Origin of the sequence: Rickettsia hoogstraalii (genome assembly GCF_000825685.1) — a bacterium.
GTDB classification, from domain to species: domain Bacteria; phylum Pseudomonadota; class Alphaproteobacteria; order Rickettsiales; family Rickettsiaceae; genus Rickettsia; species Rickettsia hoogstraalii.
In genome coordinates, this window is record NZ_CCXM01000001.1 from 432199 (window position 1) to 449212 (window position 17014).

A 17014-nucleotide genomic window follows, 5' to 3' on the forward strand; every position below is an offset into this window, starting at 1 on the left:
TATAAAAATTTAGTATATATTTTATTTAAAAAGACTGGATTCCTGCTTTCGCAGGAATGACATAAATGCCTTTTTTTGATCCATGCAACAACATTCAGTGAGAATGACATAACAAGATTCATGTAACAAAACCCTCAAATTTTGGAAATATTATAGTAGGTTCTAGAATATCGCTACCCGCTCTTAAAGCATAGTCACGTACTAAATGCTTAAATAGACGTTCTTCTTTATTTACTCCTAACTGATCAAGCATTTTATTTGCTGAACTCGGTATAAAAGGCAGAAGCATTATCGCAATATAACGCAACACCTCTAGTAAAGTGTATAACACTTCTAGCATTTTATCCGGATCGGTTTTTTTCAAATTCCAAGGTGCTTCACTATCAATATAGATATTTGCCTCTTCGGCTAAATTAATAATATTTTCAAGAATTTTATTAATCTCTGTTTTTTCCATCAATAAAATATTCTGCTCGGCAAATTTACTTGCGGTTTTTAAAATCGGTAGCTCATATATTTTATCTATAACATCTTGGGTAAGTAGCGGCACTTTGCCGTCATTATTTTTATAAACAAAAGCCGTAGTACGCTGTAATAAATTACCTATCTTGTTTGATAGCTCGCTATTAATTCGGGTAACTAAATTACTACGAGCAAAATTACCGTCCGCACCAAAAGTTACTTCACGCATCAAAAAATACCTAACTTGATCAACACCGAATTCATCAATTAACTTAATCGGATCAATGGTATTACCAAGAGATTTAGAGATTTTCTGCCCCTCATTCGTCCACCAACCATGAGCCATAATTGTTTTTGGCAATGGAATTTCGGCAGCCATTAAGAAAGCCGGCCAATAAACCGCATGAAAACGTAAGATATCTTTACCAACTACATGCAAATCAGCCGGCCAAAATTTACCGTAATTACTTTGTGCGTCGGGATAACCGAGTGCCGAAATATAATTAGCCAGTGCATCAAGCCAAACATAAATTACATGTTTTTCGTTATTTGGAACTTTTATTCCCCAGTTAAAAGTAGTACGCGATACTGATAAATCTTTTAAACCTGATTTAACAAAGCTAATTACTTCATTACGCCTTGATATAGGTCTGATAAAATCAGGGTTTGCTTCATAAAACTCAAGCAATTTATCTTGCCATTTTGAAAGATTAAAGAAATAGCTAGGCTCTTTAACCCATTCAACAGGGGCACCCGTCGGTGCTAAACCGTCACTTGTAAGTTCCGACTCATCAAAAAAAGCCTCATCTCGCACTGCATACCAGCCCTCATAAAATCCCTCATAGATTGTACCGTTATCTAGTAATTTCTGCCAAAAAACAGCTACAGCTTCTTTATGCCTTTTCTCCGTTGTTCTGATAAAATCATCATTGGAAATATGCATAGCAGTCATCAGATGACGAAAACTTTCGGATGTCTGATCGGTAAATTTTTGTGGGTCGATATTTTTATTGATAGCTGCTTTTTCTACTTTCTGCCCGTGTTCGTCGGTCCCTGTTAAAAACATTACGTCAAAACCACGAAGTTGCATAAAACGAGCGATTACATCACTTGCAACGCTAGTATAAGCATGACCGATATGGGGAACATCGTTAACGTAATATATAGGGGTCGTAATATAGTAAGTATTCTTCATAGTATAATTCTAATAAATAAAGAGTTGGTAGACGAAGGTCAATTTCAAAAAGAGCTAGGAGTTCTCAAGACGAGGAGCGGAGCGTATAATAATACGTGAGCACCGCAGTGCTTGTAGAGCGACAACGCCAATTTTTGAAATTCACCGAGTATATAAATGCTTTTTTATTAACTCATGTACTTCAAGCGGACTTAAATCTGACGCTTTAATTGTCTTTATTCTCTCAGGAAATCTATTACTTAATTCTTTAAAGCAATCATAGATTTTTTTATAAAAATCTATACCTCTTATGTCAAATTTATTGCTCATATTTCGTGAATTGACTCTCTTAATAGTAGTATCCGGATCTACGTCAATAAAAAACGTAATATCCGGCATAAGAGAAGGCATTAAAGTTTTGTGCAGATTATAAACTAAATCTATGCCGTTTTCTAGCTCTAATCCTTGATAACATACAGTTGAGTCAATAAACCTATCACATATTACGATATGTCCATCTTGCAGAGCCGGTATAATTTTCCGTGCCATATGATCATAACGTGCTGCCATAGCTTGTAATAGCTCGGACATGGGTAATAATTCTTCATGTACTAGAATTTCACGCATTTTTTCGGCAACGGCAGTACCGCCAACTTCTCGAGTTAAAATAACGGGAGTATTTTGAGATTTTAAATATTCATAGAGCATTTGAGATTGAGTAGATTTGCCTATCCCTTCCCCTCCCTCAAATGTAATAAACTTTCCTTGTTTCAAATTATTCATTAATTACAATTACTTTAAGCTATAACTTTATAATCATATCTCTTAAAAAAATATTTACAAGGAAGATTACATACTTATATACTCCTACAAAATGAAGAGCAGTTATACGAAGCTCAATTTGGAAAAGAGGAATCGGTTTTGAAGCTTTTAACCGCAGCGTACATACAAGTAACGTGAGGATTAAAAGCAAAAAACAACGAAGCCAATTTTTCAAATTCAGCGAGTATACATTATAAATTTTAAATTATTAATATATGAGTAATTCATTAAGCAAAAGGGATATTTCAATCCTAATCGGTAATGCGATGGATCATTTCGATACTGCACTTTACGGGTTTCTTGCACCGTTACTTGCCGGTATTTTCTTTCCGAATCATGATAAAATTGTTGCCTTAATACTTACCTATAGTGTTCTTGCTACATCCTTATTTACTCGCCCGATCGGTTCTTATTTTTTTGGTGTTATTGCTAAAAAATACGGCGGGGTTTTTGCTTTATCTCATTCTCTAATCGGGGTTGCTTTAACAACTAGCCTAATCGGTCTGATACCCTCTCATACCCAAATAGGCTGGCTTGCACCGCTATTATTAGTTGTACTTAGGACGTTGCAAGGAGTATATTCCGAGGGGGAATGTGCTATTGCTAAATTATATATTCTAGAGAATAAAAACGAAAAAAAAGCGTTTAAAGCTTCTTACCTTTATCAAACCTCTACAATGCTTGGTATTATTCTTACTTCATTTATCAGCACTATAGTTTTAAATGTAGAGTATAATGAATATTGGCGGTTATGTTTCATATTTGGCGGGTTTACGGCTCTTATAGGTTATTTTTTAAGGAAGAGCGAGGATATTGTAGTAAAGTCCTCATTGTCATCCCACGGCTTGACCGCGGGATCCAATAAAAAATATAAAATTACTTTACGTAATTTTTGGATACCACGGTCAAGCCACGGTATGACACAGTCCTCTCCTCGCAATGACGTAGTATCATCGCTATTACACGATCTAACCACAATTTGGAACAGTAAACTAAGTATCTTACGTATTAGCTTTGCCGTAGGTTTCTCATATATGACCTATATAGTGCCTTTCGTCTTTATGAATAGTTTTATTCCGGTTATTACCGATATATCGCTTGAAACAATGATGAAGTTTAATACCGAGTTTCTGATTTTTGATGTGATTATGATTCCGATAATAGGTCATCTAACAAAAAAATTCCATTACCTTAAAATATTAAGCGGTACTCTTATTATAATGAGTTTAAGCATAATTCCTTTATGGCTGTTCTTAAATAATTCCTCTATATGGTATGTTAATTTCGTACGTGTTTGGATTATAATACTTGGTATCGGTTTCTTAGCACCTTTGAATTGCTGGCTAAATGATTTATTTAAAACTGCCGATAAATATATGCTAGTAGGTATCGGCAGTAGTATAGGTACTTCATTAATCGGACGCCTTACCCCGTCAATCTGTCTAATGCTTTGGCATGTAACCGGCAGCTCTTTATCAATTGCGGTTTATATAACTGTAATCTCGATGGTAACTTTATGGGCTGTGAGAGAAGTTGTTGTACAGGTCAATGTCATTCCTGCATAGGCGGAGCTTTGCTTATAGTACCGGACAGTTTTTACTTTATGTCATTCCCGCGGAAGCGGGAATCCAGAAAAAAGCATAACTACAGCAAGCTTTTGGAATTAAAAGCTCGATTTATCTCGCTTTATGCTGGATCCCCGCTTCTGCGGGTATGACATTCGGTAAGGTTGCTCTTAAGTTGAGACTCGTGTGCTTATGACATCAAGAACATTATCTAATCCCTAATAAGACTGTTGTTAGGAAAAGAATTTAACAAAACGCCAAACTTAAAAGTACCCCGACATAATTATTAGCTCTGAACCTTGTCCTACAATCATCAGGATTCTCAATATCAAGAGTTGCTACTTGCAATGTCAATAAAATTAAAGCAGCTAAAATAGGTAAATAGTCGATATTACGGTTAGCTATCTTTGTTGCTAGGGTAAATAATAATATAAAACCTATATAACATACATAAAGCCCAAATTTAGGATGCTTGTTCTCTAAATATATGCTTAAAGATTTCACTCCTATTTTCTTATCGTCTTTTATATCCATATATCCGTAAATCGTATCATAACCGGTTGCCCAAAAACAGCATGCTAAATACATAATAATTGCTGCTAAATCAAGTTTATCCTGAACTGCCGCATACGCTATTAATGCCCCTAGCTTAAAGGTAAATCCCATAAATATTTGCGGGAAGTAGGTAATACGTTTCGTTAGCGGATATAGGCTAATCATTATTACCGCAAAAAAACCTGTATATATGGCTGTTTTGTTTAAAAGTAGCAAGATACAAAGCGAGATAATACTAAGAATAAAAAGTATAAAAATAGCATAAGAAACAGATAAAGCACCGCTTGCTAAAGGTCGGTCTTTAGTCCTTGTAACATGTTTATCAAATTTTCTATCAAATATATCGTTAATAATACACCCGCTACTCCTTGTCGTTATACTACCTAAAATAAATAACGGTAATAAATAAGCTAATTCCGTGTTAGAAGGGTTTGCAAGCAGCAATCCAAATAAAGCAGGGAAAAAAACTAATATATAAGGTACCGGCTTATCTACCCGCATTAATTTTAAAGTAAGTAAAAGTTTGTTTGGCATTTCTATTTTCTTATTAATTCTTTAGCAAGTTCTGCTTCTAACTCTTCAATAGTTGGGAGTTCACTTTTTATCTCTTCAGGTAGATTTTCAGTTATTTTATACTCTGCAAGTCCGATAGGTTTACTCATATCACGCAATGCATATTCTGCAAGTATATTATTTTTTGATTTGCATAAAATTAACCCAATAGAAGGGTTATCGTTTGGATGCTTTAAAATATCATCTACAACCGATAAATAAAAATTCATTTTACCGGCATATTCTGGTTTAAAATCCTTATCTTTAAGCTCAATTACTACAAAACAACGAAGTTTTAAATGATAGAATAATACATCAATATAGAAATCTTGTTCTCCTATTTCTAAATGATATTGTCTGCCAACAAAAGCAAAACCAACTCCAAGCTCAATTAAAAATTTTTCTATATGTTTAGTTAATTCTTTTTCTACTTCCCTTTCCTGCACTTCATTCCCTACACTTAAAAAATCAAAAACATATGGGTCTTTGAGCGTATAATGTGCTAGATCAGATTGAGGAGAGGCTAATTTACTTTGAAAATTTGTTACTGCTTGTCCTTGCCTTTTATGTAACTCAATTTCAATTTGCATAGTAAGTACACTACGCGACCAACAATGTTCAACAATTTTTTCATATAAAAGATTTGGTGTTTTCTATCTTTTACTTTATCTAGTAAAAGAACTATATGAAACCACGGCAATTGTGCAGCAACCTGCTGCACAAATTCTAAATCCCTATACTCTTCAGCAAAACGCCTCATATATTAAAGGTTTCTGCTGCTAAATCCTTTCATTTCAGGAAATGCAGAATGTAGATCACGGCTTAAATTATCTATTTTTAGCACCCCAGCCATATTTTTCCTGTCGTTTAAGAATTTCATTACCTATATGATGATATAGTTTTATTAACTCACTATTTACTGACCTTGCAGCTTGATAACGACTTTCAGATACTCGAATTTTTAATTGCTCTACAAATTCTAAATACTCTAAATTAATGTATATTTTTATCCATAAAATTTTTAGTTTAATAATAATTGGCATTATATACATGAATTTTTATATTTTCAATTATAGGTTTATTATTTACTAAAAATTATTAGCAATAGTTCTATTGTCATAATCACATATAACCTTTATAATAAGATTCTTGAATCAACTATAAAATCTATGAAAGAATTTCCAAAAAATTATAATTTTACAGAAAATGAAAAAAAATGGCAGCAAATTTGGCAAGAGCAGCAAATTTATGCTTATGATCCAAATATTTCAAAAGAAGAAACTTATGTAGTTGATACGCCGCCTCCTACAGTTTCAGGGCAGTTACATATCGGGCATGTTTACAGCTATACACAAACCGACTTTATTGTACGTTTTCAGCGTATGATCGGTAAAAATATCTTTTATCCTATGGGTTTTGACGATAATGGTCTACCAACCGAGAGACTTGTTGAAAAGCAGAAGAAGATCAAAGCTTATAATATGTCTCGATCTGAGTTTATAAAAATTTGTGAAGAGGTAGTAGCAAGTGAAGAAGAGAAGTTTAGAAGCCTATTTAACCAAATAGCTTTATCGGTTGATTGGAGTTTAGAGTACCAAACTATCAGTCCGTTATCACGAAAAATATCACAAATGTCTTTTCTTGATTTAGTCAAGAAAGGTGAAATTTATCGTAATGATCAGCCAATTTTATGGGATCCGGTAGATGGTACAGCTCTTGCCCAAGCTGATATTGAGGATAAGGAAAAAACCTCGTTCATGAATTATATTATTTTAAAAACCGAGCAAGGAGAGCCGCTTACTATAGCAACTACAAGACCTGAATTATTGCCGGCTTGTGTTGCCGTATTTTATCACCCTGATGACAAGCGTTATAATCATCTAGCAGGTAAATTTGCCATAACTCCGCTTTTTAATGAGAAAGTTCCGTTGCTTGCCGATCCTTTAGTGCAACAAGATAAAGGCACAGGACTTGTTATGTGCTGTACATTTGGTGATCAAACGGATATTACTTGGTGGAAGACGCATAATTTACCTTTAAAAACTATTATCACTAAAAAAGGTACGATAGATTTCCCTCATGATATTGCTATAGACGGATTAAAAATTAAAGAAGCTAGGACAAAAATAATAGATATTTTAAAAGAGCAGAATTTACTTACTAAACAAGAAGAGATAACTCATACCGTTAAATGTGCTGAGAGGTCAGGGGCTCCTCTTGAGATATTAACCGTACCGCAATGGTTCGTTAAAACTATATCACATAAAGAAGCGTTACTTAAACGAGCAAATGAGCTAAACTGGCGTCCTAACAATATGAAAATTCGTTTAGAGAATTGGATTAATGCCATTAGCTGGGATTGGTGTATTAGTAGACAACGTTATTTCGGTGTGCCTTTCCCTGTTTGGTACTCTAAAAGAGTGAGTGAAGAAGGTAAAATTTTATATGCCGATATTTCGCAGCTACCTGTCGATCCATTAAAAGATTTACCTATTGGTTATAGTAAGGAGGAAGTAGAACCTGATTTTGACATAATGGATACTTGGGCAACAAGTTCCGTTTCGCCTCAACTTTCTACTCATGGCATTTCTGACGATTTCGCCGTTAATAAAGATAGACACGATAAATTATTTCCGATGGATTTAAGACCTCAAGCACATGAAATTATCAGAACTTGGGCATTTTATACTATCTTAAAAGCTCATTTACACCAAAATACTTTGCCGTGGAAAAACATCATGGTAAGCGGTTGGTGTTTAGCTGAAGATCGAAGCAAAATGTCTAAATCTAAAGGCAATGTTTTAGTTCCTGAAAAGCTGCTAGAACAATACGGTTCCGATTTAATACGTTATTGGTCGGCAAATTCAAAACTAGGTGCTGATACCGCCTATTCTGAAGACGTTATGAAAAACGGCAAACGGCTTGTTAATAAGCTGTGGAATGCCGCTAAATTTGTTTCTATACATTTTGAGAAATTAAAAGATGAAGATAAACAAGAAAATCTTTTAGATATTAAAGAAAAAATCACTAACGAGTTTGATCAGTGGATGATTAATAAGTTAGTAGAATTAGTTAAGCTAGCCACAAATGAGTTACAAAACTACGAATATGCGAATGCTATGCATCTGACGGAAAAATTCTTTTGGGCGATATTTTGTGATAATTATTTAGAAATAAGCAAAACAAGAAGCTATGACAAGGAAAACAAAAACCCACAAGGACAATATAGTAGCATATTAACTTTATATCATGTTATGCAAATTTTACTAAAACTATTTGCACCTTTCATGCCCCATATTACCGAAGAATTATACCAAATATTATATAGTGAAAATTCTATTCACGTTAAAGGTAACTGGGTTAATTACGGTGACTTAAATTATGAAATCGATGCAAAAGGAGCAGAAGGACTGCTTGAAATCCTAGATATCGTCAGAAAATTCAAAGCTGAGAAGAATCTATCTATAAAAGCTCCGATAAAATTGCTTAAAGTTAGCGGCATAGTATTATCTGCAGAATTAACGGAAGATTTAAAAAACGTCACATCAGCGGAAGAAATACAATTTGAGGCTCAAGGTGAAAAGATTAAAGTCGATGTTATCCTTTAAAAATATTATAGGCTTAATATTACTTATCTTTGCCGGTATATTTTTTTATGCTTATATATTAGAACATGACTGGCGATATGTAACTTTAAGAGATGAAGAAGTAAAAAAATACAGGATTAGCGAGGAAAAAGCTATTGCCCTTTATCAGTTAATGAAAGACACTCATGAGCTACTTGGTAAGAATAATATTAATTATTGGATAGAAGGCGGCACTCTGCTTGGAGCTGTTAGACATCAAGGTATAATTCCTTTTGACGATGATCTAGATATCGGTATTATGCATGAAGACGAAATACATTTGCAACAAATATTACCGCAATTTGAGCAACTCGGTTATACTGTTTCTTTTAAGAGATCTTACAATATATGCAAAAAAGTATGTTTAGATATTTTCGTATTTCATAAAGAAAATAATAAATTTGTTCATTTTAATCAAAGCATGCGTAATAAATATCCAAATGATTTTTTTTATGATTATGAATTATATCCTTTAAAAAAATATAAATTTGGTAGTATAGAAGTATATGGCCCATCTGAATATAAAGAGTATTTAAATAGACAATATCTAGAATGGGATAAATATGCAATAATATACAGCCCTCATAGCTTACATTTACCTTTTTTATCGAATATCGAGAAAAAAACCAAATTTATATTAACGCCGGAATTGTTAAAACCGGCTCAGCCACTCGGACCTCTAGAAGATAAAGTGAATATAGTCAATTCAGCTACATTTATTGGTATGTGCGAGGATATGGCTTATAATTAAATGTCGAAATGGTCAAGGCTATTCCGATATTTATAACGAAATGGTCATAATATTATGACTGCTCTCCCATTAGAGGAATTTCAGTTACAGGATCATTAATATCAATCTGTATTAAACTACTCTCTTGATGATATTCAATACTAACATCAAGCGGCGATTGTAAATGCTTAAATATTATTTCAATAACCTCAGGCTTACCTGTGCTATTTGCTATTTCCATATACTAACCTTTTTGAGGCATATATGGAGTAAGCTTTTCAATATATTTTAAATAACCTTTTTCAAGAGCCCGACTAAAGAGATTTTCCTTTACTTCCTTAATAGAAGAACGCTTAAGTACATTATCAATGGTCTCTGAATTCCCATTGTCAAGCACCGTTCTTAAATAATATTCATCTACTACATTTTCAGAAGACTTAAGTACTTTATTGAGAATATCCTTATTCCATTTTTTCCATGATTGATCAAATCCACTCCACATATCTATCTTTTCTACTCGCTCAAGGAACATATCAACAATCTCCAAGTCTCCTATATTACAAATAGAATCTACCAAACCACCACTAATCTTCAATGTTGAATTATTAAGTATTATCTTGATCAATTCCTTATCGTTAGCTTTTAGAGCATGAGAGAGAGCGTTATTACCTAACATAATTGAAGGATATTTAAAAATCATTTCATTAAGTTTAGGGCTTTGGATAGAAGATAATTTCTTTTCTCCATTTGCAAAATTACTAATACTTATTTCTGCTATATGTTCATTTAATAATTCATCAAGAATAGTTAATTTATTATCATCCATAGCTATAGCTGTTTTAAACAGAATATCCGTTTTTAATAAATCTTTCATAAAAGGTTGCTTAAAAAGCTTTCTTAGAGTTTCTAACTTCATACCTTCATACATTTCAGGGGAGTAGTAACCGTCTTTTAATTTAGAAAGAAATTTTTCAGACTCAATTTTGTTCCACTTAACCCAACCTTCGAAGTAACTATTTCTATGTTCTTCATATCCTTTTCCAGCCTTAATTTGGTAATCTTCAAAACTCCAATTTTTCATCTCTTCGCTTTCTTCTAGGATATCTTGATAATTTTCTGAAGGGCTTATTTGTTTCAATATTTCCTTTATAGCTTCCGGCTTGGATTGCATAAATTCTACAATTAGTTTTTCTGTATTATTAGTAGTAAGATGTTCAGCTTTTTCCATATTATCGGCATATTCATCTGCATTATTATAATTTGCCATCTTAATCTTCTGTAATTCAGTATTTACAGCATTCCCTAACTCAAATAAAATGCTCTTAAAAACTTCGGAGGCATCACTCATGTCTGCATCAATAATTATTTTTTTTGCTGATAATATACAGCAAGCACCAAATTGTTTAACACCAAGGTATTCCCGCTCATCGCCTGCAAACTCTATAGTATTAATTCCTGCTTCTGCCGCATTCGTAATAAGCTGAAGTATAGGAGTAAAATCTCCGCATAGATCATCCATTAAATCTATAAGTTCTTTTAATTCTTCTGTTCTTTCTTCAGTAACTTTAGTAAAAACAAGATTGTAATTTTTAAATAACATATTATCCCCTTTATTTATGCTTTTGAAATTGCGATAATACAGTTATTATTAACAAAATGTCAATCAAATTATTAATTTTTTAATATTTAATTAATATATTTAAAATAATTAATGCAAATTATGAGGTACTTTAGTATTATTTAGTATTAAAATTAAACATTGCTAACCGAAGTCGAGCCGGTTAATAACTTAACATTATTGCAAGAAGACACTGCCCGCATGGATACCACCTCGTCATTGCGAGCGACTGAAGGCGTTGTTGCATGGATCGGTTTTCCGCTATTAGCGAGAAGAATTACGCAGTAATTCGACGAAGCAATCCAGTTAAAAAATTCTGATTTACAGAATTTTTTTAATTATTTTTCTGGATTGCCACGTCGCTTCGCTCCTCGCAATGATGATATCCGACTTTGGTTAGTAATCCCAAAACTCAAACTTATTCTATGCCTTATTTATTACCTATTACCGCAGCTACGCTACTTATTTTATTAGCTTTAATAATTTGGTTTTATATAAAAACTAAAACCTTAAAAACGCAGCTACAATTCTTATCGGAGCAGAATCTAGAAATTAGTAATAATAACCAACTACTGAATCAAGAGAAAATAGGGTGTTTACAGAAAATTGAGCAATTGAAGTGCAAAGTAGAATATCAAGAGCAGACTATTAAAGATTCGGAAAAAATAAGAGAAGAGTCATTTTCATCGGCTAAAGCTGCGTTATTTGATCTTGGAAAAGATTTATCCAAGCAATTAATCGAAATTCATAAAATGGAAAACACGGCTGCAAGAGAGCTAGCCGAGAAAAATATCGCTACCGCTTCAGGGAAGTTTAATAGCGAATTTGAGCGGTTGATTACTATGGTAGGAGCATTAAATAAAGATATAGAGCAATCAAAAGGTACGGTTGATTTGATAAAACAGTCGCTACTTTCTCCTATCGGTGCGGGGTTACTTGCTGAAATTACGCTTGAGAATATCCTGAAATCGTCAGGCTTACGTCCTAATTTAGATTTCATTATGCAATACGGCTTAACTACAACAGATAGCGGAAAGCTAAGACCTGATGCTCTTATTTTTCTTCCTTCCGGTAATTTAATGGTCATTGATTCCAAAGCTTCAAAGTTTCTAGTTGATGAGCAGGATAATAGCGGGAATCTTAGCAAAACTATGAATTATCATTTAAAATCTCTAGCTAATAAAGACTATGCCGAAAATATTTTAACTAATCTAAACAAAAAGGATCAGAGCTTTAACAATGTTATTACTTTAATGTTTTTGCCAACTGAACAAGCGGTCGAGAAAGTCATTGCAGCCGACCCTGAATTTTTACAAAAAGCTTGGAGCTGTAATATCTTTCCCGTAGGACCTGCCGGGCTTATGAATATGCTATCATTTGCAAAATTTCAAATTACCGATCATCGTCGTTCGGAAAATTATAAGGTAATCATTGAAGAAGTGAGAAAGCTATTAAGCTCCATCGGTACTATGGCAGATTATTCTCAAAAAATCGGTAATAACCTGCATAATATGGTTACTAATTATGATAAATTTGCTGCCTCGTTTAATCGTAATTTTATGTCGAGAGTTAAGAATATTCAAAAACTCGGCATTGATTCAGGAAATCAAGCCATGCCAGCAGCATTAGAGCGTTATCAAATCGTTTCCTCTAAATCTGAGATTATCGAAGTAGAAGCAGAAAATCCACCACAAATAGAAGAAAAATTATAAATAAATTTTTCTCGTAATAGGTAATTTAAATAGACTTCTTGCGTAATTAAACTTATAGTGAGGAATTTGTAGGAGACACGAAGCACAGGACCGCAGCGTAGTAAATCTACGTGAGGATCCGAGCATCGGATCGACGTACAAATTACCGCTAGAAGTTAATTACGCAAGAAGTCTAATGTTAAAAAAACTTTCCATAATTTGTATAACCATATTGTTACTATGTGTAAGCCTATATAAGATTAAAGCTCCTGAAAAAGAAAACAAACTTGTTATAAGAGTGAGCTTTATTAATATGTGGCCGGGCTTTACAATAGACGAGCTACCGTTGATAAAAGAAATCATTGAAGAAAACGGACGAACAATTGTTATAGATCATGACAATTATGACCTTATTATTGATAGTGTTTTTGGTCAAAGAAATATTAGTAATAAAGATAGTATAAAGATATTTTTTACCGGTGAATCCCTTAGACCAAAGCTAGAAAATTATGATATATCTATAGGTTTTGATTATATAGATCATCCAAATTATATAAGAATACCTTTATATTATATGTATTTTACTAATGAAGTCAGTACTGAATATAAACGCTCACAATGCAATCCAAACAAACCGTATTTTGCTTGTTTCTTAGTCTCTAACGGTATAGAAAATCCTGAAAACGACGGTTGCATAGCAAGAAATCGATTTTTTCATAAATTGTCGCTATATAAAAAAGTAGTAAGCGGCGGTAAATATTTAAATACTGAATCTACAATTATACCAAAAGAAAAAACTCGTGAATGGTTATCTAAATGTAAATTTGTTATTGCTTTTGAAAATAAAACATATGAGAAGGGTATGTTACCGAAAAACCTTTTCAAGCTTATTTAGCAGGAGCAGTACCTATATATTATGCAGATAAAAGTTATATTAAAGATATAAATCCTAATGCAGTAATATTTGCTAAAGATTACTCAGAAGAAGATTTATATAATTATATTATTTCTGTTGATAAAGATGATGAAAAATATTGTAAGATATATAACAATAAGATTGTACCGACTTCAGAAAATAATTACATCGCAGTAAAAGAAAAATTAAGAAAAAAATTATTACCTTTATTAAATAATCTATAATGCGACAAATTAAAAAATATTTTTTTATAATATCAATTATAATTATTTGTTTATTATTGATTTTCATATTTTTAAAAACTTATCAAATAGGCTCTGCTCCACTTGAAGAAAAAGATATTAAAATTTTTATAGTAAATCTAGATCGCAGCACTGATAGATATAACAATATTAGTAAACAATTCGACAATAATAATTTATCCTATGAAAGGTTTAGTGCAGTAGACGGTTATAATTTATCTATAACAGATACAGCGGGAAAAAGATTTACCGGCTTAGATGTAAAAAATAACCCTGCTCTTTTATCCCTTGATAATGGTTATACTGTACTTTGTCCTTCAGAAAATATAAATTATTTTTCCGATAGCAAAATATTAAATCATAATTTAACGGCAGGTGAACTAGGTTGTTATTGTAGCCATAGAGAAATTTGGCTTAAAATGGTTAGAGAAAATATACCTTATGCCCTAATAATAGAAGATGATGCTATACTAAATGACGATTTCCGTAATAAATTTTTAACAATGCTTAAGCATTTACCTACCGACTGGGATTTAATTTATTTGTTCTTGTCACATTCTAAAAACAAAATATTTTATAATATTTACAATAATCCGTATTTAAAGAAGATAGGTCATGGTGGTTACTTTAATACAACTACAGGTTATTTAATACACTTAAAAGCTGCTCAAAAACTTCTTGAATATAGCAAAAACTTTACTTTAGAGATTGATAATGTAATGTACCAAGCTTTTATACATAGCGAAGTGCAATCCTATGTCACCTCGCATTTTTTAATACATGCAACACTTAATTCTGAAGATTCTATTATATTTGAAATGGGAAGAACACATTAAATAACGTAAACTTTACAATCTTAACCTAGGTTCGGACATTTAATAGAATAATCATAATTAATCAAATATCCCCAGAACCTAAGCATGGTACTTCTTCTGTAGCATCAATACCAATAACTGTATCATGTTTGTGCCTGAGGCAATTTTATTAAGCCAAGTAAGGGTAGTAGCGGTTTTCTCAGCAATATTTTTACCTGCACTACTAATTGCCTTACCAACATTTAAATCCGATATAGCAGTTGTTAAAACATCTATTAAAGTTGCAAGACTTAAGAATTTTAAATCTTTAATAGACTCAAACATTATTAAAGGTACTATCGCTACAGTCAATCTTGCCGCATCATTATAGTAAAACTTTTGAAAAAACACATCATTAGTTAATTTTTCGCCGGTGATATTTTCTATAACTTTATTACCACAATATGTTGATACCAATAAAGAAGCAAGACGCATTAATTTAACAGAAGTTGATGCATAAAACATTGGATCTTCATAAAATTCTAATTCTGGATTACGAAAATAAAAACAGATATAATCTAAAATCAGTGTGGCTATTGCCGAACACATAGCAGTACTCTTCCATCCATGATAGGTACTAATGTCTGATTCAATATTGTTAAAATCTATATCTTGATTGGTAAGTTTATTATATATTGCCTGAAGTTTTATTTGCGTATTCTTATCTTTTTCAGAATGTTTATATAGTAACTGAAAATATGGTTTAATTTCTTCAGCTGTAAATTTCTTATTCTCAATTAAAGCCGGTACAATTTTATCATGCAAAAATTTAATTAATTTATTTTGCATAAAATTTGTAACTTTACTTTGTTCTTCTACTACTCCTGCAGCTGCAGACCATCGCAAAGCCGCATATACAATTATACGATTAATAATATCATTATTTAATAAATCGATAGGCTGTAACCCTAAATTAGCAGCATATCTAAAACAAATCGCAGTTGTATTTACGGCATCATTAGCAAAGCTTGGAGTGTAATCAAATAAAAATTTAATATCTTCAGCATTTTCATTGTTATTTTCTAATACTTGAAACACATTATTATTAATCTCTTTAGTTTGTCTATTTGATAAGACCGTACCTGGAAAAGATAATAAAATTTGTAGCATCGCAAGGCTAGTGGTCGGTAAAGCACATAATTCATACCAAGGATCCTCTTCATCAATTACATACGAACGTAAAGCAATTACACCAGCTATAAGAGCAGCATAAGTAGCTGCTATTTTACCTGAATGGTTGCTAACTAAATCTGATTTTTCAGTTAACCAAGAAGCAATTTTATGATCTTCATTATATTTATCAGTAGCTTTTTCTATTCTAATAAGACTTTGCTCTAATGAATTAAGATAATTTGCAAAATTTAAATGAGCTTTTTTTACTATATTAAACTCGGTTTCATAAGAGGAAGATACATTTAAAGTATTTGTAAGTAATATTGCTTTAGCTATAAGCGATATAAAAAATACTCTCTCGTTAGAGGATATGCCATAGCATCGATTTCTTTGGCTGCTTTAATCAAGCTTTCAGATTGATCTAAATTATTTTTTAAAAATCCTTGGGCTTTAGTAACAAGGGTACTAAACTCTAGTGAATTTATATCCCCTATATTATCTAGCATAGAATCAATGATATTCTTGTTTTCTACTCCTATTAGCTCCTGTAGCTTCATACATAAAAAATGATCTCTGTTATTTATTTCTTTGAAACAATTTTCCCACTGAGAATCACCAATATTCTGATCTTGATACTTTCCGGTAGTAGCTGTTTTACTTAACATTGTTTCTAAATATTGAGTATAAATAAAACTTTGATCTAGTATCGTTAAATCTTTAAAATTTTTATCACAGAACCATATTTTCAATACCTCACCTAAATTAAAACTAGCAAGTGCTGTAGTAGTTTTCCATAATCTTACGCCTAAATTTGATATATCATTATAATATTTTATTATTACTTCTAGTTTATTACTCATAATTTCAATTAAATAAATATTAAAGTTAAAATAAAAAATATAAAAATCTCTTAATATTTATTCAAATCTTTTATATGTAATCATTTATAATTTTTAATTATTTTATTATGAGATAACATTAAAATCACACACGGGCAATGCCGGTTTATGATAAGAGAGAAGAGTATTGGGGTATAAAAGTTTTTAACCAAAAAACAATAGTTGTGGACATAACATATCCTTTTTTATCTTCTA

The 17014-nt window shown here is 32.1% G+C and carries 14 protein-coding genes and 1 pseudogene; 7 read left to right on the forward strand and 8 right to left on the reverse strand.

All coding sequences use genetic code 11. The annotated features are described in order from the left end of the window. Positions 1 to 118: 118 nt before the first annotated feature. Together metG and tmk are read right to left on the reverse strand one after the other, a co-directional pair. Positions 119 to 1657, reverse strand: a complete 1539-nt coding sequence (gene metG / locus BN1174_RS02355) for a methionine--tRNA ligase (protein ID WP_040256207.1) — start codon at positions 1655 to 1657, stop codon at positions 119 to 121. 141 nt (positions 1658 to 1798) lie between these two features. Continuing rightward, a complete protein-coding gene (gene tmk, locus BN1174_RS02360) occupies positions 1799 to 2419 on the reverse strand; it encodes a dTMP kinase (protein ID WP_040256209.1) in 621 nt (206 codons plus the stop codon). A 254-nt stretch (positions 2420 to 2673) separates the two neighbouring features. Between tmk and BN1174_RS02365 the strand changes: the two genes are divergently transcribed. Then, a complete protein-coding gene (locus BN1174_RS02365; protein ID WP_040256211.1) occupies positions 2674 to 4023 on the forward strand; it encodes an MFS transporter in 1350 nt (449 codons plus the stop codon). 246 nt (positions 4024 to 4269) lie between these two features. On the opposite strand, the gene ubiA is transcribed toward BN1174_RS02365, so the two are convergent. After that, positions 4270 to 5112 carry a 4-hydroxybenzoate octaprenyltransferase gene (ubiA, locus tag BN1174_RS02370; protein ID WP_040256212.1) on the reverse strand — a complete coding sequence of 281 codons (843 nt, stop codon included), beginning with the start codon at positions 5110 to 5112 and terminating at the stop codon, positions 4270 to 4272. A gap of 2 nt (positions 5113 to 5114) precedes the next feature. After that, positions 5115 to 6173, reverse strand: a pseudogene (locus tag BN1174_RS12620) (PDDEXK nuclease domain-containing protein). Between the two features lie 126 nt (positions 6174 to 6299). Here BN1174_RS12620 and BN1174_RS02380 point away from each other — a divergent pair. Beyond that, on the forward strand, positions 6300 to 8738 hold the full coding sequence (locus tag BN1174_RS02380) for a valine--tRNA ligase (RefSeq protein WP_040256214.1): 2439 nt from the start codon (positions 6300 to 6302) through the stop codon (positions 8736 to 8738). Continuing rightward, positions 8707 to 9507: a LicD family protein gene (locus BN1174_RS02385; protein WP_040256216.1), complete on the forward strand. Its 801-nt coding sequence runs from the start codon at positions 8707 to 8709 to the stop codon at positions 9505 to 9507. Before BN1174_RS02380 ends, BN1174_RS02385 begins: the two co-directional genes overlap by 32 nt. Before the next feature lie 52 nt (positions 9508 to 9559). Here BN1174_RS02385 and BN1174_RS09725 read toward each other — a convergent pair whose 3' ends face one another. Both BN1174_RS09725 and BN1174_RS02390 read right to left on the reverse strand, forming a co-directional pair. Continuing rightward, on the reverse strand, positions 9560 to 9727 hold the full coding sequence (locus BN1174_RS09725; protein WP_156138448.1) for a hypothetical protein: 168 nt from the start codon (positions 9725 to 9727) through the stop codon (positions 9560 to 9562). Between the two features lie 3 nt (positions 9728 to 9730). After that, positions 9731 to 11086: a hypothetical protein gene (locus tag BN1174_RS02390; protein ID WP_040256218.1), complete on the reverse strand. Its 1356-nt coding sequence runs from the start codon at positions 11084 to 11086 to the stop codon at positions 9731 to 9733. A 443-nt stretch (positions 11087 to 11529) separates the two neighbouring features. Between BN1174_RS02390 and BN1174_RS02395 the strand changes: the two genes are divergently transcribed. From BN1174_RS02395 to BN1174_RS02405, 4 genes are all read left to right on the forward strand, one after another. Continuing rightward, the gene (locus tag BN1174_RS02395; RefSeq protein WP_040257913.1) at positions 11530 to 12816 is read left to right on the forward strand and encodes a DNA recombination protein RmuC; all 1287 of its coding nucleotides are present in this window, start codon (positions 11530 to 11532) and stop codon (positions 12814 to 12816) included. Positions 12817 to 12991: 175 nt separating this feature from the next. Continuing rightward, positions 12992 to 13690, forward strand: a complete 699-nt coding sequence (locus BN1174_RS11505) for an alpha-1,3-fucosyltransferase (RefSeq protein ID WP_231555755.1) — start codon at positions 12992 to 12994, stop codon at positions 13688 to 13690. A 14-nt stretch (positions 13691 to 13704) separates the two neighbouring features. Continuing rightward, positions 13705 to 13935, forward strand: coding sequence for a hypothetical protein (locus BN1174_RS11510; protein WP_231555872.1), 231 nt, complete (start codon positions 13705 to 13707; stop codon positions 13933 to 13935). Further along, positions 13935 to 14789 carry a glycosyltransferase family 25 protein gene (locus BN1174_RS02405; RefSeq protein WP_040256220.1) on the forward strand — a complete coding sequence of 285 codons (855 nt, stop codon included), beginning with the start codon at positions 13935 to 13937 and terminating at the stop codon, positions 14787 to 14789. Before BN1174_RS11510 ends, BN1174_RS02405 begins: the two co-directional genes overlap by 1 nt. Before the next feature lie 78 nt (positions 14790 to 14867). On the opposite strand, the gene BN1174_RS12985 is transcribed toward BN1174_RS02405, so the two are convergent. Beyond that, on the reverse strand, positions 14868 to 15917 hold the full coding sequence (locus BN1174_RS12985; protein ID WP_231555756.1) for a hypothetical protein: 1050 nt from the start codon (positions 15915 to 15917) through the stop codon (positions 14868 to 14870). Positions 15918 to 16252: 335 nt separating this feature from the next. Next, positions 16253 to 16780: a hypothetical protein gene (locus tag BN1174_RS12990; RefSeq protein WP_231555757.1), complete on the reverse strand. Its 528-nt coding sequence runs from the start codon at positions 16778 to 16780 to the stop codon at positions 16253 to 16255. Positions 16781 to 17014 lie beyond the last annotated feature (234 nt).